16 protein-coding genes and 1 pseudogene are annotated in these 18,833 nt (G+C 42.9%); 7 read left to right on the forward strand and 10 right to left on the reverse strand.

The annotated features are described in order from the left end of the window. Nucleotides 1-8: 8 nt before the first annotated feature. Nucleotides 9-1,124, reverse strand: a complete 1,116-nt coding sequence (locus OCV36_RS10770) for an efflux RND transporter periplasmic adaptor subunit (protein WP_135456668.1) — start codon at nt 1,122-1,124, stop codon at nt 9-11. A gap of 256 nt (nt 1,125-1,380) precedes the next feature. Here OCV36_RS10770 and OCV36_RS10775 point away from each other — a divergent pair, with 256 nt between their 5' ends. Continuing rightward, nucleotides 1,381-1,995, forward strand: coding sequence for a TetR/AcrR family transcriptional regulator (locus OCV36_RS10775; RefSeq protein WP_135456670.1), 615 nt, complete (start codon nt 1,381-1,383; stop codon nt 1,993-1,995). Between the two features lie 48 nt (nt 1,996-2,043). On the opposite strand, the gene OCV36_RS10780 is transcribed toward OCV36_RS10775, so the two are convergent. Beyond that, complete coding sequence (locus OCV36_RS10780) at nt 2,044-2,964, reverse strand: LysR family transcriptional regulator (protein WP_135456672.1); 921 nt, start codon at nt 2,962-2,964, stop codon at nt 2,044-2,046. A gap of 221 nt (nt 2,965-3,185) precedes the next feature. On the opposite strand from OCV36_RS10780, the gene OCV36_RS10785 reads away from it, so the two are divergent. Next, on the forward strand, nt 3,186-3,491 hold the full coding sequence (locus tag OCV36_RS10785) for a monooxygenase (RefSeq protein WP_135456674.1): 306 nt from the start codon (nt 3,186-3,188) through the stop codon (nt 3,489-3,491). 84 nt (nt 3,492-3,575) lie between these two features. Continuing rightward, nucleotides 3,576-3,950, forward strand: coding sequence for a hypothetical protein (locus OCV36_RS10790; protein ID WP_135456676.1), 375 nt, complete (start codon nt 3,576-3,578; stop codon nt 3,948-3,950). Nucleotides 3,951-4,035: 85 nt separating this feature from the next. Here the strand turns inward: OCV36_RS10790 and OCV36_RS10795 are convergent, their stop codons facing one another. Next, nucleotides 4,036-4,560 carry a lipocalin family protein gene (locus OCV36_RS10795; RefSeq protein ID WP_135456678.1) on the reverse strand — a complete coding sequence of 175 codons (525 nt, stop codon included), beginning with the start codon at nt 4,558-4,560 and terminating at the stop codon, nt 4,036-4,038. A gap of 276 nt (nt 4,561-4,836) precedes the next feature. Between OCV36_RS10795 and OCV36_RS10800 the strand changes: the two genes are divergently transcribed. Further along, nucleotides 4,837-6,477, forward strand: coding sequence for an amidohydrolase (locus OCV36_RS10800; RefSeq protein ID WP_245300923.1), 1,641 nt, complete (start codon nt 4,837-4,839; stop codon nt 6,475-6,477). A 24-nt stretch (nt 6,478-6,501) separates the two neighbouring features. Here OCV36_RS10800 and OCV36_RS10805 read toward each other — a convergent pair. The 4 genes and pseudogenes from OCV36_RS10805 to OCV36_RS10820 form a co-directional block, all read right to left on the reverse strand. Beyond that, nucleotides 6,502-7,140: pseudogene (locus tag OCV36_RS10805) on the reverse strand (MFS transporter); the annotation flags it as partial. A gap of 189 nt (nt 7,141-7,329) precedes the next feature. After that, entirely contained in the window at nt 7,330-8,343 is a 1,014-nt protein-coding gene (locus OCV36_RS10810) for a manganese-dependent inorganic pyrophosphatase (RefSeq protein WP_135456682.1), read from the reverse strand. A 205-nt stretch (nt 8,344-8,548) separates the two neighbouring features. After that, complete coding sequence (locus tag OCV36_RS10815) at nt 8,549-9,001, reverse strand: septal ring lytic transglycosylase RlpA family protein (protein ID WP_135456684.1); 453 nt, start codon at nt 8,999-9,001, stop codon at nt 8,549-8,551. A 411-nt stretch (nt 9,002-9,412) separates the two neighbouring features. Then, complete coding sequence (locus OCV36_RS10820) at nt 9,413-10,123, reverse strand: SDR family oxidoreductase (protein WP_135456686.1); 711 nt, start codon at nt 10,121-10,123, stop codon at nt 9,413-9,415. Nucleotides 10,124-10,342: 219 nt separating this feature from the next. On the opposite strand from OCV36_RS10820, the gene OCV36_RS10825 reads away from it, so the two are divergent. Next, on the forward strand, nt 10,343-11,239 hold the full coding sequence (locus OCV36_RS10825; protein WP_135456688.1) for a LysR family transcriptional regulator: 897 nt from the start codon (nt 10,343-10,345) through the stop codon (nt 11,237-11,239). Nucleotides 11,240-11,399: 160 nt separating this feature from the next. On the opposite strand, the gene OCV36_RS10830 is transcribed toward OCV36_RS10825, so the two are convergent. Both OCV36_RS10830 and OCV36_RS10835 read right to left on the reverse strand, forming a co-directional pair. After that, a complete protein-coding gene (locus tag OCV36_RS10830; protein WP_135456690.1) occupies nt 11,400-13,304 on the reverse strand; it encodes a bifunctional metallophosphatase/5'-nucleotidase in 1,905 nt (634 codons plus the stop codon). 242 nt (nt 13,305-13,546) lie between these two features. Further along, nucleotides 13,547-14,923, reverse strand: a complete 1,377-nt coding sequence (locus OCV36_RS10835; RefSeq protein ID WP_135456692.1) for a uracil-xanthine permease family protein — start codon at nt 14,921-14,923, stop codon at nt 13,547-13,549. A 489-nt stretch (nt 14,924-15,412) separates the two neighbouring features. Between OCV36_RS10835 and OCV36_RS10840 the strand changes: the two genes are divergently transcribed. Both OCV36_RS10840 and OCV36_RS10845 read left to right on the forward strand, forming a co-directional pair. After that, the gene (locus OCV36_RS10840; protein ID WP_135456694.1) at nt 15,413-16,357 is read left to right on the forward strand and encodes a metallophosphoesterase family protein; all 945 of its coding nucleotides are present in this window, start codon (nt 15,413-15,415) and stop codon (nt 16,355-16,357) included. Nucleotides 16,358-16,780: 423 nt separating this feature from the next. Continuing rightward, complete coding sequence (locus tag OCV36_RS10845; RefSeq protein ID WP_135456696.1) at nt 16,781-17,911, forward strand: GGDEF domain-containing protein; 1,131 nt, start codon at nt 16,781-16,783, stop codon at nt 17,909-17,911. 301 nt (nt 17,912-18,212) lie between these two features. Here OCV36_RS10845 and OCV36_RS10850 read toward each other — a convergent pair whose 3' ends face one another. Beyond that, a complete protein-coding gene (locus OCV36_RS10850; protein ID WP_135456698.1) occupies nt 18,213-18,704 on the reverse strand; it encodes a VOC family protein in 492 nt (163 codons plus the stop codon). Nucleotides 18,705-18,833 lie beyond the last annotated feature (129 nt).

An 18,833-nucleotide genomic window follows, 5' to 3' on the forward strand; every position in this document is an offset into this window, starting at 1 on the left:
ACTATTTCCTATTCAGCAGAAACGCTTGCTGGATTAACAGTTTGACCCGGAACCAAACGGTGTAAGCCACTGGCTATCACCTGCTCGCCTTCGGTAATCGCACCGCTCACATAAGCTTGCTGATTGTTGGCAAACAGCACCTGAACACTTCGGCGTTCCACCTTATTATCTTCACCAACCACAAAGATGTTCCACACACCGCGCAGACCATCAATCAAACCGGTTAATGGAACCCAATAACCTTGGTCATCAATTTGCTCATCAAACTTAAGATAAGCAAGCTGCCCTTCTAATACTGAAGCTTGATCAGGAAAAAGGTAACGTAAACCGACACTGCGAGACCGAGTATCAACCATCGCCCCAGGATTCAGCAAGTTCACCGCGTATTCACTACGCCCGACTCGAATACTTGGTGAGGAAAGTGAAGTCACTTTTTGCATTTGATGTGCAGGAATACCAATGAACGCTTCTTTACCTTCAGAGGCAAGCAGTGTCAGTGTTGGGTTGCCCACATTCACCACATCTCCTAGTGAGACAAAACGTGTCGCGATAGTGCCAGAGTATGGGGCACGAACCGTAGATTTAACCTGTTTTAGGTCATTACCTTTCACAGACGCATCAATGCGTAACAAGTTTGCTTGCAACACACGTTGCTCACTGGTCAGCGAGTCAATTTCAGCTTCCGCACTGAAACCTTTGGCTTTTAATGAACGTTGGCGTTTCAAGTTTGCCGCCACCAAGCTCAATTGAGCTTCCACTTCGTCGGCTTGCGCTTTCAGTTGGCTAGCTTCGGTCTGCAACAGTTGGATATCTAATCTGATTAGCGGTTGACCTTCGGTTACTGTGTCACCGACATCAACTAAGATTTCTCGCACTTTACCTGCCAATTCAAAACCTAAATTAGCCTGCTGTCCCGCCTTAACGACACCGACATATTCGCGTTGTACTGCATAAGAAGAAGACAGCGCCAAAGCCATCGTTTCCACGGTTAAAATGGTTTGGACGCTCGAAGTCGTTTTAGCGGTTGAATCATCCGACTCTTGGGCTTGTTCCTTTTCACCACATCCAACAAGAAAAGCCGACAACGCCACTGCTACTGCGCTTCCCTTCATCAATTTATACATACGTACTGTTCCTATGCGGTACTCAATTATGTTCTTTTTTTAGACTAACCAAATCAAACTAGACTGTCTAGTTTGATTGTGTTAAAAATAAGTTTCATCGTTAATGATTGATAAAACCATCACAAAAAGCATAATGCTTAGCCTGTATCGAGAAACACTCAGACAAATATTTAAAGATACAAACGCAACGAGACAGAACTAAGTAACGAGACAACACTAGGTAACGACCCAACACCAAGTAACGAGAAGCAAGCACGTGACAAAAATCATCAAGAGTGAACAGAAGAGATCGCAGATCTTAACCGCAGCTAGCCAACTTTTTTCTGAATATGGCTTCAAGATCAACATGGATCAGATAGCGAAAGCGGCAAACGTTTCTAAGCAAACGGTCTACTCTCACTTTAAAAACAAAGACGAACTTTTCGAAACCTGCATGCAAACTAGGTGTGCAGAACGCGAACTTAGCCCTGCTGCGTTTGATATGAATGCTGCAGTGGGTGATGAATTGGTGAAATTTGGCGTGAAGTTTCAAGACTTATTACTTGATGATCAATCTAGGCAAACCTTTCAAAACGCAGTCAGCCAAGCCAACACACACCCAGAGATTGCCTCTATTTATTTAGAAACTGGGCCACAGAAGACCACCAAGTTACTCGCTGATTATTTGCAGACCAAGATAGATTCTGGTGATTTAACACTTTCGACCTCAAGTTCACCAACCATGGCAGCGCAACAATTACTGCTTATGTTCCATGGTAAATCGGCGTATTGGGCATTTTTCGGGCATGATAGCGGCGAATCTGATGAAGAGAGGCTGCACTACACTCGTGAATGTGTCGCGCTTTTCTTGAACGGTAACCAACCTAGCTAGTTCAAGTTCCCAATTTCAGTGAGAGCCAGAGCTTGCGTTCAAACTTTATCAGGAAGATAAAGGCAAGGGAGGTGCTGACTCTAGCAGTAATTCGTAGAACCGTTTTGCAGCAGGGCCTGTCTTTGCCCCTTTTGGCAAAGTGAGATGAAGCGGGACTTGATAACCACTGCCATTTTCTACATTCAACACAGTGAGTTTCTCACTTCCTCGGCTATCGACAAGATGCTTGGGTAGCCTGCAATACCCCACACCCTGTTCTACCGCACTAAAGGCATGGTCGAAATTATCCACCGTAATACGCTGGCTCGACTTCAGCCAACCCACATCTTTTTTGTTTCCTAGTTTTTTACTGCCTTGACTAACTTGAGCACCTAAATCTCTGACAACAATTTGTGGCAACGACGATAACTGATTGAGCGATATCGATGTCGCCTTAGCTAACGGATGTGAACTCACTACCACAGGCTCCATCTTTGTAAAGCCAAAGGCTTCAGCAGGATAATTGGTGATCGGTAAGTTGATAATGGCAACATCAGCCAATTCTTGAGTGACCATTTCCGTGGTCTTAGACAATGAAGTTTCAATCACTTGTATTGATGTGGTGTTGTTCTCTGCCATAAACGCAGCCATAGGTTTATAAAGGCGCTCAAGACAACACAAATGATCAACCGCCACCACAATTTCAGACTCCATACCCTTTGCTAGCTGCTCACTGATCAGCTCTAGTTCCCGAGCTTGTTCCAGCATGCTGCTCGCCCTGCGAAGTAACGCTTTACCGTCTTCCGATAACACCGCCCTACGACCTTCGACCTGAACCAAAGACACACCCAGTTGATCTTCCAACTTTCTCAACGCATAAATCAGCGTGGTGTGGCTCTTATTTAATTGCAGTGCCGCCGCCTGAATACTGCCAGCACGGTCTATTTCATAGAGTGTTTGCCATTGGTCTAGGGTGGTCTTTAATCTCATCGGTCTAAAATCCTGACAGTTAATGGCGATATTATGAACTTTTCTGTTTATTTTTTACAGGTAATATCTATTTCAGCAAGCAATATCTAGCTCAACAGGCAATCAAGCCTCTGATGTTTGGCGTATAGTTTTTAGTTTTTAGTTTTTAGTTTTTAGTTTTTAGTTTTTAGTTTTTAGCTTATTCCTAACGTCACACTAAACAACAGTTTGGAGAAATAACCATGAAACTACTACAAGTTGATTTTGAATTTAACGGCCCATTTGGTGAAGAAATGTCGAACGCACTCGTTGACCTAGCAAAGTCTATTAACAACGAACCTGGCATGATCTGGAAAATCTGGACAGAAAACCAAGCCGAAAAACTGGGCGGTGGTGTCTATCTTTTTGAAGACCAGCTGAGTGCTGAGACTTACCTAGCGATGCATGCCGCTCGCTTAAAAAATATGGGTGTAGCCGAAGTACGTGGTGTGATTTTTGATGTTAATCAGCCATTAACGACCATTAATAAAGGCCCAATCAACGACTAGTTAAGTCGTTCGTTCGCTGAATGAAAACAAAGCGATTGAAATGAAAATAGAAACAGCAAAAGGCACGAGATAGAGAGATACAACATGAACAATAAAACGTTTTTAAGCCTACACGGCATCATTTACGCAGGGTTTGCCATCGCACTGTTTTTTCTACCAACGGTGATGTGGCCCATGTACGGCGTGGAAATTAATGATAAGTACGCTTACTTTCTATCTCAACACACCAGTATCTTTCTTGGTGGTATCGCAGCCATAACTTGGTTGTTGCGAGATATTGAAGCGGGAATTAGCGCCAAAAAGCTCATCCAAGGACTGGTTATCACCAATATGTTGGGGGCTATCATCACACTGTATGCGGCTGTCACTGGTATCTTTGTTGGCTTTGGTTGGAGTGACCCCGCCTTCTTTATCTCGCTTTCAATTCTCAGCGTTTTGCAAGTTAGTAGACAAGGCTAGCTAATATAAAAAATCAGAACAAAAAAAGGGACAGATGAGTTTATTCACTGTCCCTTTCTTGTCATCGTCAAAAACGTTTCATTCGCTATTGTTGATCGTTGTGCTCAACAAAAATTAGCTCATCGGTATTAAAGCCGCGCTCTTTCGACATCGCTTTGAACTTCTCCATCACTTCTGGAGCAACCTCTGGTGTTCGAGAAAGTAACCATAGGTAGTCAGTATCAGGGCCAGAAACAAACGCGTATTGATAGCCCTCTTTATCTAATTCAAACACCACATACGCACCATAGAATGGACCGAAAAATGACACTTTCAGGTAACCTTGGTCGCTGCCCTCTACAAAATAAGCTTTGCCTTCCGCTTCGTTCCATTCACCCTTCTCAGCTGAATAACCACGGTTAATCACTTTTACACCGCCATCTTCACGGAGGCTGTAATCGGCACTGATGTTATTCAACCCACGTTCAAATGAATGATCCAAACGAGCCACTTCGTACCAAGTTCCTAAGTATCTATCTAACTCAAACTCTTTGACTGGTTTTACTGTGTCTGGCACACCAACACATCCACCCAATAAGATTACGCTCAGTAATAATAAAAACCTTTTCATCCTAACCTCAACTCACGTTTTATGTCTTTCTAATACTCTATACGTTTCCACTAAGAAATAGATCTCTACTTATTCGTCGAATCAGTGACTTATCTAACATTTACGTTACAAAAAAGCCTCAATTAATTTATAAATATCAGAACGCATCACAGACTATTCATCTGTTCCCTATAATTGAAAATAAGATAATCAACGTGAATGACTATGATTAAACATTTATTGAAAAAATCACTGCCGTTTTCTGTACTGGTAGGCGCCCTTTATTTAGGGACATCAATGGTTGGTTCGTTGGTTATGGCCGAAACGTCGAGCGATCAGATTTTTACAAACGCCATTATTTATAGTCATTACGAATCCGATAGTATCGCTATCAAGAACGGGAAAATAATCTTTATTGGTCAGAAACAAAGTGCGTTGGAATACGCGAATACCGATACCAATATCATCGACCTTCAACAACGCTTTGTCTTACCCGGTTTCATTGATAATCACAACCATGTTTTTGAAGCCGCCTCAGAGCTAGGTGGTAATTGCGAACTCGATTCTGAAGCCACACTCGAAGAACAAATTCCTTACTTAGAAGCGTGTAAAATCAATGCCGAGACCGATGGTCGAGGCTGGTTAATGGGTTATGGTTTTTCTCTGGAATCGACACTCGACAGCGATTCGGAATACACGCCACTTGAGATCATCGACAGTGTTTTTCCAGACCGCCCAGTGGTGATCATGGAACAAACCTCCCACTCGATGTGGGTCAACTCGAAAGCACTGAAAATCGCACGAATCAGCCAGCAATCGCCAGATCCCCAAGGCGGCGCGTATTTAAAAGACTCAAGCACTGGAAAACTTAACGGCATCTTACTAGATAACGCTGGTGACCAAATCATGGAGATGGGGTGGAACAGTCAAAGCGAGCTCTTTGAACAGAGCTACCAAGGCTTAATGTTCGGGCTTGAAGAAGCCGCAGCGCACGGCATTACCACCATAGGTGACGGCCGAATGTATTGGAAACGAGGCTGGTATGACGTTTGGCTAGAAGCCGAGCAAAACCAAGATTTGACTGCTCGCGTGTCATTGCGCCCTTGGGTTTACCCATCAATGGCGATTCCCTCTCAATTAGAAGTCTTTGAGAAGATGTATTCCGATGACAAAAGCCGCTTGCTGCTTGTCGATCAGGTAAAAATGTACAGCGATGGCATCTTCATTAACGGTACAGCAAAAACACTCGCGCCCTATTTAGATACCTATCTGCCACAGTCTCCCAATGGCCTAAACTATATTCCACCAGCACAGATGAAAGAGTGGCTCACCGCGCTCGATAAAATCGGCTTTAGCGCTCACATTCATGCTATTGGTGATGGCGCCGTTCGTGAATCCCTTGATGCAATCGAAAGTATCCGAAAACAAGGCTCGAAAAAACCCTACACCCTAACCCATGTCGAATTAATCAATGATGAAGATGTTCCCCGCTTCAAACAACTCAATGTCTCGGCGGATTTCCAAGTCGGTTCCGATTACGTAGCCAAACACCAACACCAGTGGGCCGAAGCTTTCCTTGGTGCTCGCCGTGCTAAAGCCATGATGAACCTCGATGCGATACTCAAAACGGACGCCAATATCACCTTGAGCAGTGACTGGAACGTACACGACATCAACCCATTGGTCGGCATCGCGAACAGCTTAATCATGGGCAAAACAGGCCTAACCGATATCTACACTGCAATAGATGCTTACACGCTCAATGTAGCTAAGAGCCTTGGCATTGAGGACATTACCGGTTCTATTGAGGTCGGAAAGTCAGCGGATTTTGCCATTCTCGAACGAGACATAACGACTTTATCAGCAAGACAAATCGCTAAAACTCAAATTCTGATGACAGTATTGCGGGGGGAGATTGTATACGAAGATACGCAATAACCTGTTGGTAGCCGATAGTGCAAATCAGATTGATTCAACTGTATCTGTATTTTCGTTGTTTTTTACAAAATAGGCCGTGGCTAGAATCAAGATAGAAAACAGAATACACAGATAAATAGGATATAGCGGGTGCAAAGTTGAAGTAAACGCAAGCAACGATGCCACCCCATAACCAAGTGTGTGTGACATCGAAATGTATCCTGCAGCTGCGCCAGGTGAATCAGATTGCTTTTCAGTGGCTAATAAAGTGTAGGCGGGAACAAGTAATGCCGCACCAATAGCTGCAAATACCATCGCGCCGCCAAACACCCAAATGTTAGGTATCAAAAACATCAGAAAACCAGCGACTAAGCCAAACGCCCCCCAACGATACATTACTGCAGGCGTTAGCTTACCCTTCTTAATAACCAAAATCTGAGCCATAAAAGTACACGCGGCACTAATGGTTAACAAGATCCCAATCGCATCACTTAGTTGTTCTGTTGACCAATGAGTAACGGAATAGATTAACGGTGAAAAGCTGTATTGTAACAACGCCACCGCCGCACACAGCAATAAACCACTAGACAGAAAAGGCCACAATATCTTTTTAGGTAACCAAGACAATGCGCCTTTTTCACTCAATCTTTTACTGTCCAGCTTTGGGGCTGGTAATAACATTGATGTGCACCATCAATACTGGACAGTGAGCTTAGTGACTTTCCATACTTATGCTAATTCGTGATTTGCTAATACTTGGTTCTCCGATACTCATTTCTGTCCAAATCCCATTTAGACACCCAAACAAAAAAGGGATTGGTATCTCTACCAATCCCTTTCAGAATTTATTTATAAAATAACGGCTCTTACTCTCTACAAGCTTTCAATTGCCTTTTGAACCGCTGGGCCAATCTGACGCTTGCGAGAAGTGACACCTTCTAGGGTCAGCATATCGCTTGTTGGTTCAGCGTTGAAAGCCGATTTAATGACTTGATAGTCGCTTTCATCCACCCACAGTAGATTCGCTTCTTTGTTCTTCGTGTCTGTGATTGAGAAGAACAGATGATCTAAGCCGTTCTCTTCTTTATAAGACTTCATCGCTGCCAAAAGCTCATCTTTACGGTCAATCAGTTGTTGAGCGGTTAGTGTTTCAGCAACGCCGATGCTCACTTGTTTGCCACCGTACTTAAAGTTCTTGTAGTCCAGTGTCAGGATGGTTTCAGATGAAAGGTGGCTAAGGTCTGATTTAGCAATCAACATCTGTTGACCGAAGTCTTCGATGTCTGAAATGCCTGCAACCTTTGCCAGTTTCTCTGCGTATTCACGATCGTGTTCAGTGGTGGTTGATGATTGGAACACCACGGTATCAGAAAGAATCGCGCCTAAGCCGACACAAGCAAGGTGCTTAGGTAAAGTCACATCAAGCTTTTCAGCGTTGTCAGCCAGAATAGTTGCAGCCGACCCCCAGCCTCGAATATCCATCTCAACAATTTGTGGCGTATTAATCGGTGAGCCACCAATCGCATGGTGATCGACCACAGCAACAATAGATGCTTGGTCGATGGTTGGCGCTAGTTGAGTCACTTGGTTGAAGTCCACCAGCCCTACTCTATATGGAGAGTAATCTGTCTCTACTCGTGGCGATTCTGCATTACAGTAGTTCAAGATAAACGTCGATTCAGGGTTGATAGGCTCAGGCACTGTCGCCGTACCACCATAAATATGAGCCGCGAGCATCGCAGACATTACCGTGTCGCTGTCTGGGCTAAGGTGCCCCGTCCATACGAGATCTTCACTGTTTTCGTTGGCAGATTGCTGCAAGCTGAAAGCAAAACTTGCTGAACTGAAAGACATAATTACGGCAGCAACGACAGGTGTTAGCTTCACGGGTATTTCCTTTTCTGGATTCGTTTTAGAACCCAATAAGCTAGCTATTAAAAATTTCAAAACCATGTCAGCGATGTTTCAGATTTACTTCAGTAAGTAACGAAATGTAATTTGGATCTCGTTAGGTTTGCCCAAAAAAACAAAAAAGGATCGGTATCTCTACCAATCCTTTGAGTTTCACAAACCAATACAGGTTTAGAGACAATTAGTGTTTGTACCTAAAGGTATTGCTGTCATCAACAATCTCGATTTTGACAGGTACGGTGCCTTGCTTAACATTGCCGATTCTTGCAAACGCCTTGTGCGAAAGATCGATAACGCGGCCTTTTACATAAGGGCCTCGATCGTTAATTTTCACATCGACAGACTTATTATTGTTTGTATTGGTCACTCTCACGATAGTGCCGAATGGCAAGGTTTTATGAGCCGCAGTATTCGCATTCATATTATACGTCTCACCACTTGCTGTTAGCCTTCCATGGAATTTATCGCCATACCAAGAAGCTTTACCAACAAGAGCATGTGACTTGGCGTAATCCTTTGTTTTTGACCCGCCGACAGCCGACGTTGAGGTGCATCCGGCTAATATCATAAGAATAAGAGCGGTAAAGATAATATGTAATTTTTTCATGTAATTTGGTTGCGCTAATCTCTGCATGTTTCTCTGTTTTCGTTATTGTTGGTTCAGCCGTATGTTTCTGAGTATAGTCGCTACTCAGTCAAGGCTGCCATTCGGTATGATTTACCAATGTTTTCATGAACGATGATTTCTTCCGTCATATTCCTGAAAGGTTTTATCGTCAAAACGTCAGCTTTAACAACGCCTTAAATTTTGTTACTTATTGACCACACAGTGCAGATAACCCCAACTCAAACAGCAATCGAAGACAAGATCATTTGTGTCCCACTTCGAATGAAGTGCCGTCCTCCTCTCCCCCAAAAAATGCAAAAAAGGATTGGTATCTCTACCAATCCTTTTTAGAAGCTGTTTCAGCTTTCTAATTTGTTGCAGATAGCACAACGCCATCCAAACCTATTACTATTAATCTACTAATCTATTAATCTACTGTTAATGCATCTTGTTGTTGACGGTTATTAGCGAGCCACTTAGATAGGTTTTACTCGGTTGAGTCAGCTCAATCATTAACTCTGCCAAATCGGCTGGATCTACCCATGTAGAGTGGTCAGCCTCAGGAAGTGCTTGTCGATTCACTTCAGTATCAACAATGGTCGGCAATACCGCATTCACTTGAACATTGGATGAAGATCCCTCTGCCGCTAGGCTCTCTACCAACGCGTTTAATGCCATTTTAGACGCCATGTAAGGGCCAAATCCTGCGGGTATATTCCGCGCGGTATCACGGGCAGAAACAAACATCAGTGAACCACCTCCCTGCGACTCCATTAATTTGAATATTTCTCTTCCGAAGACAAACGCCGTCATAAAGTTCGCATTCCACAAGTCAGACATTTTACTCACTTCCACGTCAGTCCAATAGCTCCAGGTATAGATGCCAGAACAATGAAAGTGAGCATCTATATGGCCTAAGATTTCAGATGCCTTGGCAGCAAGTTCTTGGCTTTGCTTTTCATCAGTAAGATCTCCCAGTAACACGGTTAGATGACCCGAGTATTTTTCTTCTAGGATTTTTGCTCTTGCTTCATCGCCGATGCGCCCACAGGCCACGACTCGGGTTCCGCTCGTAATGAGCTTTTCAATCAGGTGTTGGGCTGTTACCGAAAAGCAGGCTGCAATAGTGGCTGTTCTAATTGTATTCATGGTTATTGCTCGTTGTTAGTGATGATGTGGGGAATCATAGAGACAACAACCAGAGGTTTGAATCTGCCGAAAGGCAATTCAGTTTTGCTTTAAAAGCAATTAATCTATAATTAAAGAACAGCAAAGACATCAATATCACTTTCACTTCGGGCATGAACTGGACTCATCAGAAAGCTCCGCTTTGGAAGAATCGAAACCATCGTTTAATGAGTAATGCACATGAGCCTTTTCAATCGTCTTGCCTATTTCAACTGCGTGGTTGAACAGGGCAGTATCTCCAAAGCCAGTCGGATATTTGATATTCAGCCTTCTTCTATTTCAAGGCAGCTCTCTGCACTGGAAGAAGAACTCAATGTACGGCTGTTAGAGCGTTCGACGCGCAACGTGGGAGTCACTGAAGCAGGTCAATTGTTCTATCAATATTCCAAGCGCATTACAGGCGAATTTGATCAAGCGAAACGAGCCGTCAGCGCATTGCACCACTCGCCAAGAGGAAGCCTCAAGATAAGCACGACCGTCGCGTTTGGGGAGAGCAAAATCTTGCCCCTTCTTCCTATCTTTCGGGCTGCTTTTCCTGAGGTAAACGTTGAAATTGAAATAACAGAAAGAGTGGTCGATTTAATCGAGGAAAATGTGGATATCGCTATCCGCAGTGGCCGATTGCCTGATTCTAATTTGATCGCTAAGAAGCTCGTCCAAAACAACTTTGCGCTTTGCGCCAGCCCTGACTATTTAAGACGAAACAAGGTTCCTCAACACGTTGAAGATTTGGCAAAACACGACTGCTTGGTTTATGGCTATAAGGGTTGGCACGATTGGTTTGTATTGGATAGTAAACCGCAAAAAATTGGTATCTCTTATTACATGGAAGTCGATTCTGTGAACGGGCAAAAGCAATTGATACTGAACGATGGTGGTATTGCTCTGCTCCCACAATGGGCGATTGAACAAGAACTTAATACAGGGAAATTGGTGCAATTACTTCCCGAGTTTACTTTTAGCCCGTGTAACTATGAAACCAGCACATACGCGATTTATCAAAATCGCCAGCTAGTGCCAAGCAAGGTTCGAGTATTTTTGGATTTTCTTGCGGAGCATTTCGGACAAGCTGTTTAGCTCGTGTATTTCGGCCATCAATTCAAGTGGTAAGTAGCTCTAATGTGAACACACAAGATACTGCTATTTAAAGACTAAACTACGAATTTAACGACTTAACCACGCTCCAAGCGTCGCTAAGTCGTTATTAGTTATTAGTGTGAATGGTATCGATTGGACGTTAATTCAGAGCTTTAATGAGCGTGATTTCACGTTTGATCTGTTTACCTTCTTGCTCTGTAGCTTGCGCCAGTTTGTTTTCACGTGTGGTTATGGCTGCTTGTTTGGCTTCGTCGGTTTCGAACATCAGGCCTTGTACATTGATAGAAGCAATATTAGTGTAACGACCATCAGCGCTTGTTGGGATTGATATGGTTTCATCATTAATCAATGACTTTACGATATCGCGTTGTTCGCTGTAACAACTATCTAAACCAGAAAGAGTCCAACGTTGCTGAGGCTTGCCTTCATATTGGCCATTCCTTTCTTCTGTTAGGTATTTGATGGTCATGTTACGGATTGTACCCGCTTCCTCTCCATACGCTTCTTCTGTATCAAATAACACAGGGAATGATTCGCCTTCTAGAACGCCACCTTTTTTAGTGAGGTGGCCCATTCGATAGCTATTCATCCCAATTCGAATTTCTGTTTTATCGGTAACAGGAGTACCGTCAGCAAATTCAAGTTTGGTGATACGTTCACCTGCAGGCTGAGTTAGGTCAATTGTGTAAGTGACGCCCGCAAAGAAATCATTAGTCGAGTATTTAGATGCTCTACGAATTGGATTAAAGCTGTAGGTGACATCACCGGGTTGTACGGAATTGAAGTAACCAGCAGACCATTCCATGTAGGTTTTGAGCTCTTTGCCTGTCATGTCGTAGACAGTGATTTCGCCACCTGCATATTGGTAGTTGTAAGCGATGTCTTTCGCTTTGATTGGGCCAACATCCAGCTCTGCATTGTCATTATCAATTTGGAGTGCGATAACATTGGCTTTGGGTGCATAGAAAAAGCTCGCTTCTTGGTACAACGCACTAATACCGGTATCTTGAATGTGAACTTGAGGTATGCCGCGGATTTCATTTTCAGGGACTAAATCAACGCCAGTTAGCTCAGCAACAGGTCGATTCGCCATTTCTCGGAGTTGTTTGTGATATGGCTGATACAGTGCGTCCATATCCTCATCAGAATCTACGCCTTTAATCTTGTAGGTGAAGCTGTCTTTATTGACGAGAGTAAACTTGCCATCGCGCTCTTCAAATTGAAGATCGATACGAGATAGAGCTCGGCCATATTTGTCAGGTTCCGTAATAATAACACCATTCACAACGGCCTTATCGATACGAGTGTGCATGTGACCAGCAACGATAGCATCAAGCTCTGGGTTTGCATTGGCAATGTCGGTAACACCTGTATTGGCAATGTCATTCTCGTTTTCAATACCCATATGGGCAACCAATACGATGGCATCTACCTTGTCATCAATTTCTTTAATTATTTTCTTCACTTCCAATGTTGGATTAGTGAAAGTGACGCCCTCTAAACGGTTGGTACCTTGTGCAAAGACTTCTGTCATTGGGGTATCCATACCTATCACACCGATCTTAACTCCACCGCGTTCTAGAATGGTGTAACCGGGTAGGAATGGGTTCCCACTTTTGTGCTTGATGTTACCGCCTAAAGACTGACCTTTAAATTGAGTAACGGCTCTGTTGAGCGTTTTGAGGCCAAAATCGAACTCATGGTTACCTAAAACCCACACATCATATTTCATGTGGTTAAAGCCAAGCATCATTGGATCAACAGGCTCATCTTTGAATGTTTCTACGAAGTTACCTTGGATGGTATCGCCAGCGTCTACGAGGATAATATTCGATTGCTCTTTGCGGATATCCCCCACTTTAGTCGCTATTTGGCTTAAGCTGCCACGAGTGTTGAGTTTATCTGACGCGTAATCCCAAGCCATAAAATGGCCGTGGATATCTGAAGTTCCAAGTATAGTGACATCATGAATGTCGCCATCAGCAGCAAAGAGTGGAGAAGTGAGGGAGAGTAGGATTGCGCTTGATAATATATGTCTTTTCATCGGTATGTTCACATAGGGTTTAAGGTATGACGCCACCATATATAATTGACGCCTCCTCATGGGTGACTAATGTCATACTTTTAATGATACAAGGTTTTGATGTTTCAAATAAACGTGATTAATAACAACCTTAAAACAGCTTAAGTGACTATGTGATTCACACCAACAAGTGAATAAACAAAGCCACATATCAAGTCATGTGGCTCTGATTAAGCTTCTCAACATCAGCTCTATTAAATCAGTTACGCTTTACTGGTTTGTACCGAGTTCGTCATCGGCTTGGTTTTGTTTTCTGGAACCAGAGACATCAGCCCTGTAATCACAAGTGCGGCAATACCCGACATCGTCACTGGCGAGCCAAATATGCTTTGCACTAACTTAGGTGCTTCTTTCAATAAATCCGGTACTAGCATTACCCCAAGCCCTAAACCTAGTGAGATAGCAATCGTCATAATTCTGCGGCGATCTAGCTTTTCACTAGCGATAATCTTAATGCCCGCCGCTGCAACCGTACCAAACATCACCAGTGTCGCTCCCCCTAATACTGGCTTTGGAATCGTCATTAGTACCGCACCTAAGATGGGGAATAACCCCAATAGAAAAAGAATCGCAGCGATAAAATAGCCGATGTAGCGACTCGCTATCCCCGTAAAATGAATCACACCATTGTTCTGGCTAAAAGTCGTGTTCGGAAAGGTGTTGAATACCGCGGCGATCAACGAGTTCACGCCGTCACCTAATACTCCAGCCTTGAGTCGATTGATGTATTTTGGCCCCTTAACTGGCTGCCCTGAAAACATGCTGTTGGCGGTAAGGTCGCCCGTCGTTTCAATAACGGTAATCAGGTAAATAAAAGCAATAGGCAGAAACGCTTGCCAATCAAAAGCAAAGCCATATTTAAATGGGATTGGAATACTCAATAGCGGTTGAGACGCAAAAGGAATCATTGACGCTTTGCCCATCAAAATGGCCACGCCCCACCCGACAACCAACCCGACTAAAATTGATGAAAGCCTAACCATGGTGTTATTGCTAAGATTAAGCGCCACTATGGTTCCGAGAACAATCGCACCTAACATCAAGTTGCTTCCAGAGCCAAAATCTTCTGCGCCAACGCCACCAGCAATATCAGTGACGCCAACTTTAATCAAAGAGACACCAATCGTCGTAATAACGATTCCGGTGACAACAGGAGTGATAACCACTTTGAGTTTTTCGATAAAGCGCGATAGCAGGATTTCGACAAACGCACCAAAGAAACAAACCCCAAAGATGGTTGCAAGCATTTCATCTGGGCCACCTCCGTTCGCTTTTACTAGAAAGCCCGCCCCAAGAACAGACCCTAAGAATGCAAAGCTGGTCCCTTGGACACAAATCATTCCAGCGCCAACAGGCCCTATTTTTTTAGCTTGTATGAACGTACCTACGCCAGACACCATCAGTGCCATGCTGATCAAATAAGGGATGTGCTCCCCCAACCCTAAGACACCGCCAATAATGAGCGTGGGTGTGATAATGCCAACAAAGCTTGCTAAAACATGTTGCAGCGCTGCGTAACTGGCTGCTTTGGCTGATGGTCGGTCATCCAATCCGTAAATCAATTCACTGTTATGTTCCATGTGACTTCCTTAATGTATTTTTTATTGTATACAATTTACATAAAGGTAACTTAGCAACATGTATGCCAATGCTTTATACCTTAATTATCAACCAGTTAAATACAACATTCACAATGTGTTGCACTATCGCTTAACATCATCGGTTTGTATTGGTGCAAGAGTTGAACAAACAAACCGATCACTTCCTCTTGGTTCGCTCGTGAGATTCAAATGAAAAGAGAGTCGGTATTCTATTACTCCCCTTTTCCATTATCGAAACAGATTGAAGCTGTAAATTAACGGGAGTTTAAGAAGAGGGTTTTAGTTTAGGTGAACGTGGATTTGTCACATTATGATATTTCAACTTAGCGTTGCTCGACGCACAAAAGTAATATTTGACCTACATTTGATCATGTCATTAATGATCAAGATGGCGTTGCCTTAATTAACATACCCCATCAAGTCGATCCCAAATCAATCGAACACTCCATGAGCTAAGATGATACAAATATGAAATCAACTATTTACCTACTCAGTTGTCTGTTTGCAGCCAATGTACTCGCACAATCAAATATTAAATTTGACGCACCAGAAGTGAATGAAAACACCGTGCAATTTGCCATTATTGGAGACTTAACCGGCGGAGAGCGTACTGGCGTATATTCTGATGCAGTTAATGCTCTCACACTGATGCAGCCAGATTTTATTCTTTCCGTAGGAGATTTAATTGAGGGTGGTACGGAAAAGGTAGTGACCATGAACTCAGAATGGAAAGTGTTTGCTGATATAACCAAGCGTAGTGAGATTCCGTTCTACCCTGTGGTGGGCAACCATGACATCTCCAACACAAAGATGCGTGACTGGTGGGAGTCAACCATCGGCCCCCGTTACTATCATTTCCGTCACCGAGATCTATTATTTTTAATGCTTGATTCCGAAGACTTTACCGCCAAGCGTTTCAATGAAATCAAAACGTTGCGTAATGAGGCGGTTGAGCTCTATAAAACAGAAGGGAAAGAAGCCTTCGCAGCCACCGAATACGCACGACTAAAAGAACGTAAGTATGGCCAAATAAGTGATGAGCAACTCGAATACTTCTTAGACGCACTTGAAGAGAACAAAGATGTGAAATGGGTATTTGTTCTAATGCACAAGCCATTATGGAGTGATACATCATCAGGTTTCGTGAGGTTAGAGCATGCACTGCAAGATTTCTCATACACCGTAATGAACGGTCACGAACATACCTATTATTATGAAGAGAAAAAAGGTCGGGATTACATTCAACTAGCGACAACAGGAGGCGCATTGACACCTTCTAGTCGAGGATTTCATATGGACCATATCATGTGGATATCCATTGACGATAAAGAACCAAAAATTATTAATCTAAAGCTAGAGGGATTAATGGATAAATATGGTAAGCCGATTTTAACCACTATAGCGGATGAATGAGCTTGAGGGGTTCAGTGAGTTCAGTGAGTTCAGTGTGCTTAGCCACTAAAATCGAGGTTTGGCAACATTCTAGCGAATCCCCTAAATGCTAATTGAGTAAAGCCGCGAACATTCTTCTGTCCAACGTCAATTCAGACATACCCTAAACAAAAAAGGATTGGTATCTCTACCAATCCTTTTTAAGATATTTTTGTTCGGCTTAACGTGGGTTTGCCCCTTTCCTATCACATCAACTGTGGTGACTAATAACAAACCAGTATAAATACCACATAGACAACAAGGGTATTACGTTGTTATCTTATAGTACGGTATATTTCCATACTTAGAATAACCATATAATTCTACTTACTAATAAAGAACTACAAAGCCGTTAACAATCTAATTTAGGCTTTCATGTTAAACCGTTAATACAGGTGTTGTAGTATGAAAAAAATTGGGTGGATGGGCGAATTTATTGACCCTGTAATGGAACTCACCTTCCGAAAAAGTGAATGGAATGGGTTCCGTAAAAGAATGATATTTGCCAGTTTAGTAGGAGGAACGGCCTATTTTTTAGCTATAATTGGCGATTTTCTAACGATTACCTCTGAACCGATGTTTAGAAACCTATTGATTATGCGATCATCGGTGCTGTTAATCGCTTTAGCGGTATCTTTATTAGGAATTTTACATAAGAAGCATACGAGAGCATTAAATATAGGAGTTTGTGTACTTCTATTTTCCGTTCTATTTGGCGAATCAGGTGAATTGGCGATCAAAGGTGAAATAATGGATTATGTTGGCATCCCGGCCATGCCAGTCCTTATTTTATTGTTCTACCTGAGCTTTCCACCGCGCTTTATATGGATCTTGGCGGTTTGTTTAATAGGTTGCGCGACTTTCTCGATAACTAGCATTTTGCTTGGCCATGCGTCTCCCGAGTATATATATACCACCTTGCTATATTTTATTGTTGTCAATGTTTTTGGTGCGTATGTGTACCTTCAGTTCTCTATCATGCGTCGACGTGAATACAGCTCCCTTGAAGAACTAAAAAGAAACGCAGAAATTGATGGACTGACTCAGATATACAATCGCCGCAAAGTACTCGCACTCGGTGATGACGACATCGATAATGCGAATAATTGTGGTCACGAGTACTCGATAATTATGATTGATGTAGATAACTTCAAAAGTGTGAATGATACCTACGGTCATGCTGTTGGTGATGAGGTATTACTGGATGTTGCAAGACGTTGTCGTAACGCTTTGCGGGATGACGATATCTTAGGACGATTTGGCGGAGAAGAGTTTGTCGTTTTTTTACCGAAGACAAATTTAAATGATGCCTTTATTATTGGCGAACGTCTGCGTTCCGAAATTTCAGACACCCCTTTTAAAACAACGAAGACTTCATTGCTTATTACAATAAGCCTTGGAGTCGCAGCGTTAACGAAAGCGAAAGAAACACCAAGGAAACTATTAGAAATGGCTGACCAAGCTTTGTATACAGCAAAGGAAACGGGGAAAAACAAAATAGTGAATAACCGTCCTTTAGTTAGGCCATATTGCTAACAACAAAAGGAGTGGCTGTAATACATAAAACTTGGCTCTTTAGAAGAAATAAGGGCGGTTATTTATCCCTATTTCAATCAAAGTAACACTGAGGCTGCGTTATCATTGTTCGCAGTAGATGACAGAATATGATTCTCAAATATTTAAACTAATCCATATATTTCTGAATGGGCAATTGCTCTGACTCACTGCTGTCCAACTTCAAGTTACCTCCCCAAAGCGACCAAAAGAGAATTGATATCTCTACCAATCCTCTTCAGGGGTGTTTCGGTTTCTACCTTATGACAGGCAGGTAACGCTATTACTCGTAATCAGTCGCGTACGTATCTTCGTATGTGTGCGAGTAAAATTCGAATAGGTTGCCAAACGGGTCTTCTAGGTAAACCATTTGTGCTTGTTTTAGTTCGTCTTCTGGGTGGTAACGCATGATGTCCATACGAACCTTTCCGCCATACTCTTCAACGCGCTTAATAGCTGAATGAAACTGCTCTTTTGGAAGCTGTAGACAGAAGTGGAAGATGCCTAAGCGAGAGAAATCAACGTCGTGACGCTCTTGGCGATCTTTCATTTCGAACAGCTCAACACCGATGCCATCAGATGTTACTAAGTGTGCAATGTTGAAGCCTTTGAAGCCTTCGCCAAATACTGCAATACACATACGGCCGATTGCTGATTCGCGCTCTTCCATCACTTTGGTGTTGTTCATTACGATTCTTAGACCTAAAGCTTTCGTGTAAAACTCAACTGCTTTGTCCATATCGCCAACCATGATGCCTACGTGATTCATTTTCATAACTTGCTCCAAATTCGTTTTTAGCTTTGTGCCTTAAGCGCTTTTAGCTTTGTGCTTTAAGATCGCTAGCTTCGGTCTTTCGTTTCGATGGAGAGAGTATAGGGAGACACGTTAATTAAATGAAATTAT

It is taken from the genome of Vibrio echinoideorum, from assembly GCF_024347455.1.
In the GTDB taxonomy this organism is placed as follows: domain Bacteria; phylum Pseudomonadota; class Gammaproteobacteria; order Enterobacterales; family Vibrionaceae; genus Vibrio; species Vibrio echinoideorum.

What these genes read in the sequence shown, in the direction of transcription:
- OCV36_RS10770 (WP_135456668.1), bottom strand. Translation starts at nt 1,124, where the DNA reads ATGTATAAATTGATGAAGGGAAGCGCAGTAGCAGTGGCGTTGTCGGCT.
- OCV36_RS10780 (WP_135456672.1), bottom strand. Translation starts at nt 2,964, where the DNA reads ATGAGATTAAAGACCACCCTAGACCAATGGCAAACACTCTATGAAATA.
- OCV36_RS10785 (WP_135456674.1), top strand. Translation starts at nt 3,186, where the DNA reads ATGAAACTACTACAAGTTGATTTTGAATTTAACGGCCCATTTGGTGAA.
- OCV36_RS10790 (WP_135456676.1), top strand. Translation starts at nt 3,576, where the DNA reads ATGAACAATAAAACGTTTTTAAGCCTACACGGCATCATTTACGCAGGG.
- OCV36_RS10795 (WP_135456678.1), bottom strand. Translation starts at nt 4,560, where the DNA reads ATGAAAAGGTTTTTATTATTACTGAGCGTAATCTTATTGGGTGGATGT.
- OCV36_RS10800 (WP_245300923.1), top strand. Translation starts at nt 4,837, where the DNA reads ATGGTTGGTTCGTTGGTTATGGCCGAAACGTCGAGCGATCAGATTTTT.
- OCV36_RS10815 (WP_135456684.1), bottom strand. Translation starts at nt 9,001, where the DNA reads ATGCAGAGATTAGCGCAACCAAATTACATGAAAAAATTACATATTATC.
- OCV36_RS10820 (WP_135456686.1), bottom strand. Translation starts at nt 10,123, where the DNA reads ATGAATACAATTAGAACAGCCACTATTGCAGCCTGCTTTTCGGTAACA.
- OCV36_RS10825 (WP_135456688.1), top strand. Translation starts at nt 10,343, where the DNA reads ATGAGCCTTTTCAATCGTCTTGCCTATTTCAACTGCGTGGTTGAACAG.
- OCV36_RS10830 (WP_135456690.1), bottom strand. Translation starts at nt 13,304, where the DNA reads ATGAAAAGACATATATTATCAAGCGCAATCCTACTCTCCCTCACTTCT.
- OCV36_RS10835 (WP_135456692.1), bottom strand. Translation starts at nt 14,923, where the DNA reads ATGGAACATAACAGTGAATTGATTTACGGATTGGATGACCGACCATCA.
- OCV36_RS10840 (WP_135456694.1), top strand. Translation starts at nt 15,413, where the DNA reads ATGAAATCAACTATTTACCTACTCAGTTGTCTGTTTGCAGCCAATGTA.
- OCV36_RS10845 (WP_135456696.1), top strand. Translation starts at nt 16,781, where the DNA reads ATGAAAAAAATTGGGTGGATGGGCGAATTTATTGACCCTGTAATGGAA.
- OCV36_RS10850 (WP_135456698.1), bottom strand. Translation starts at nt 18,704, where the DNA reads ATGAAAATGAATCACGTAGGCATCATGGTTGGCGATATGGACAAAGCA.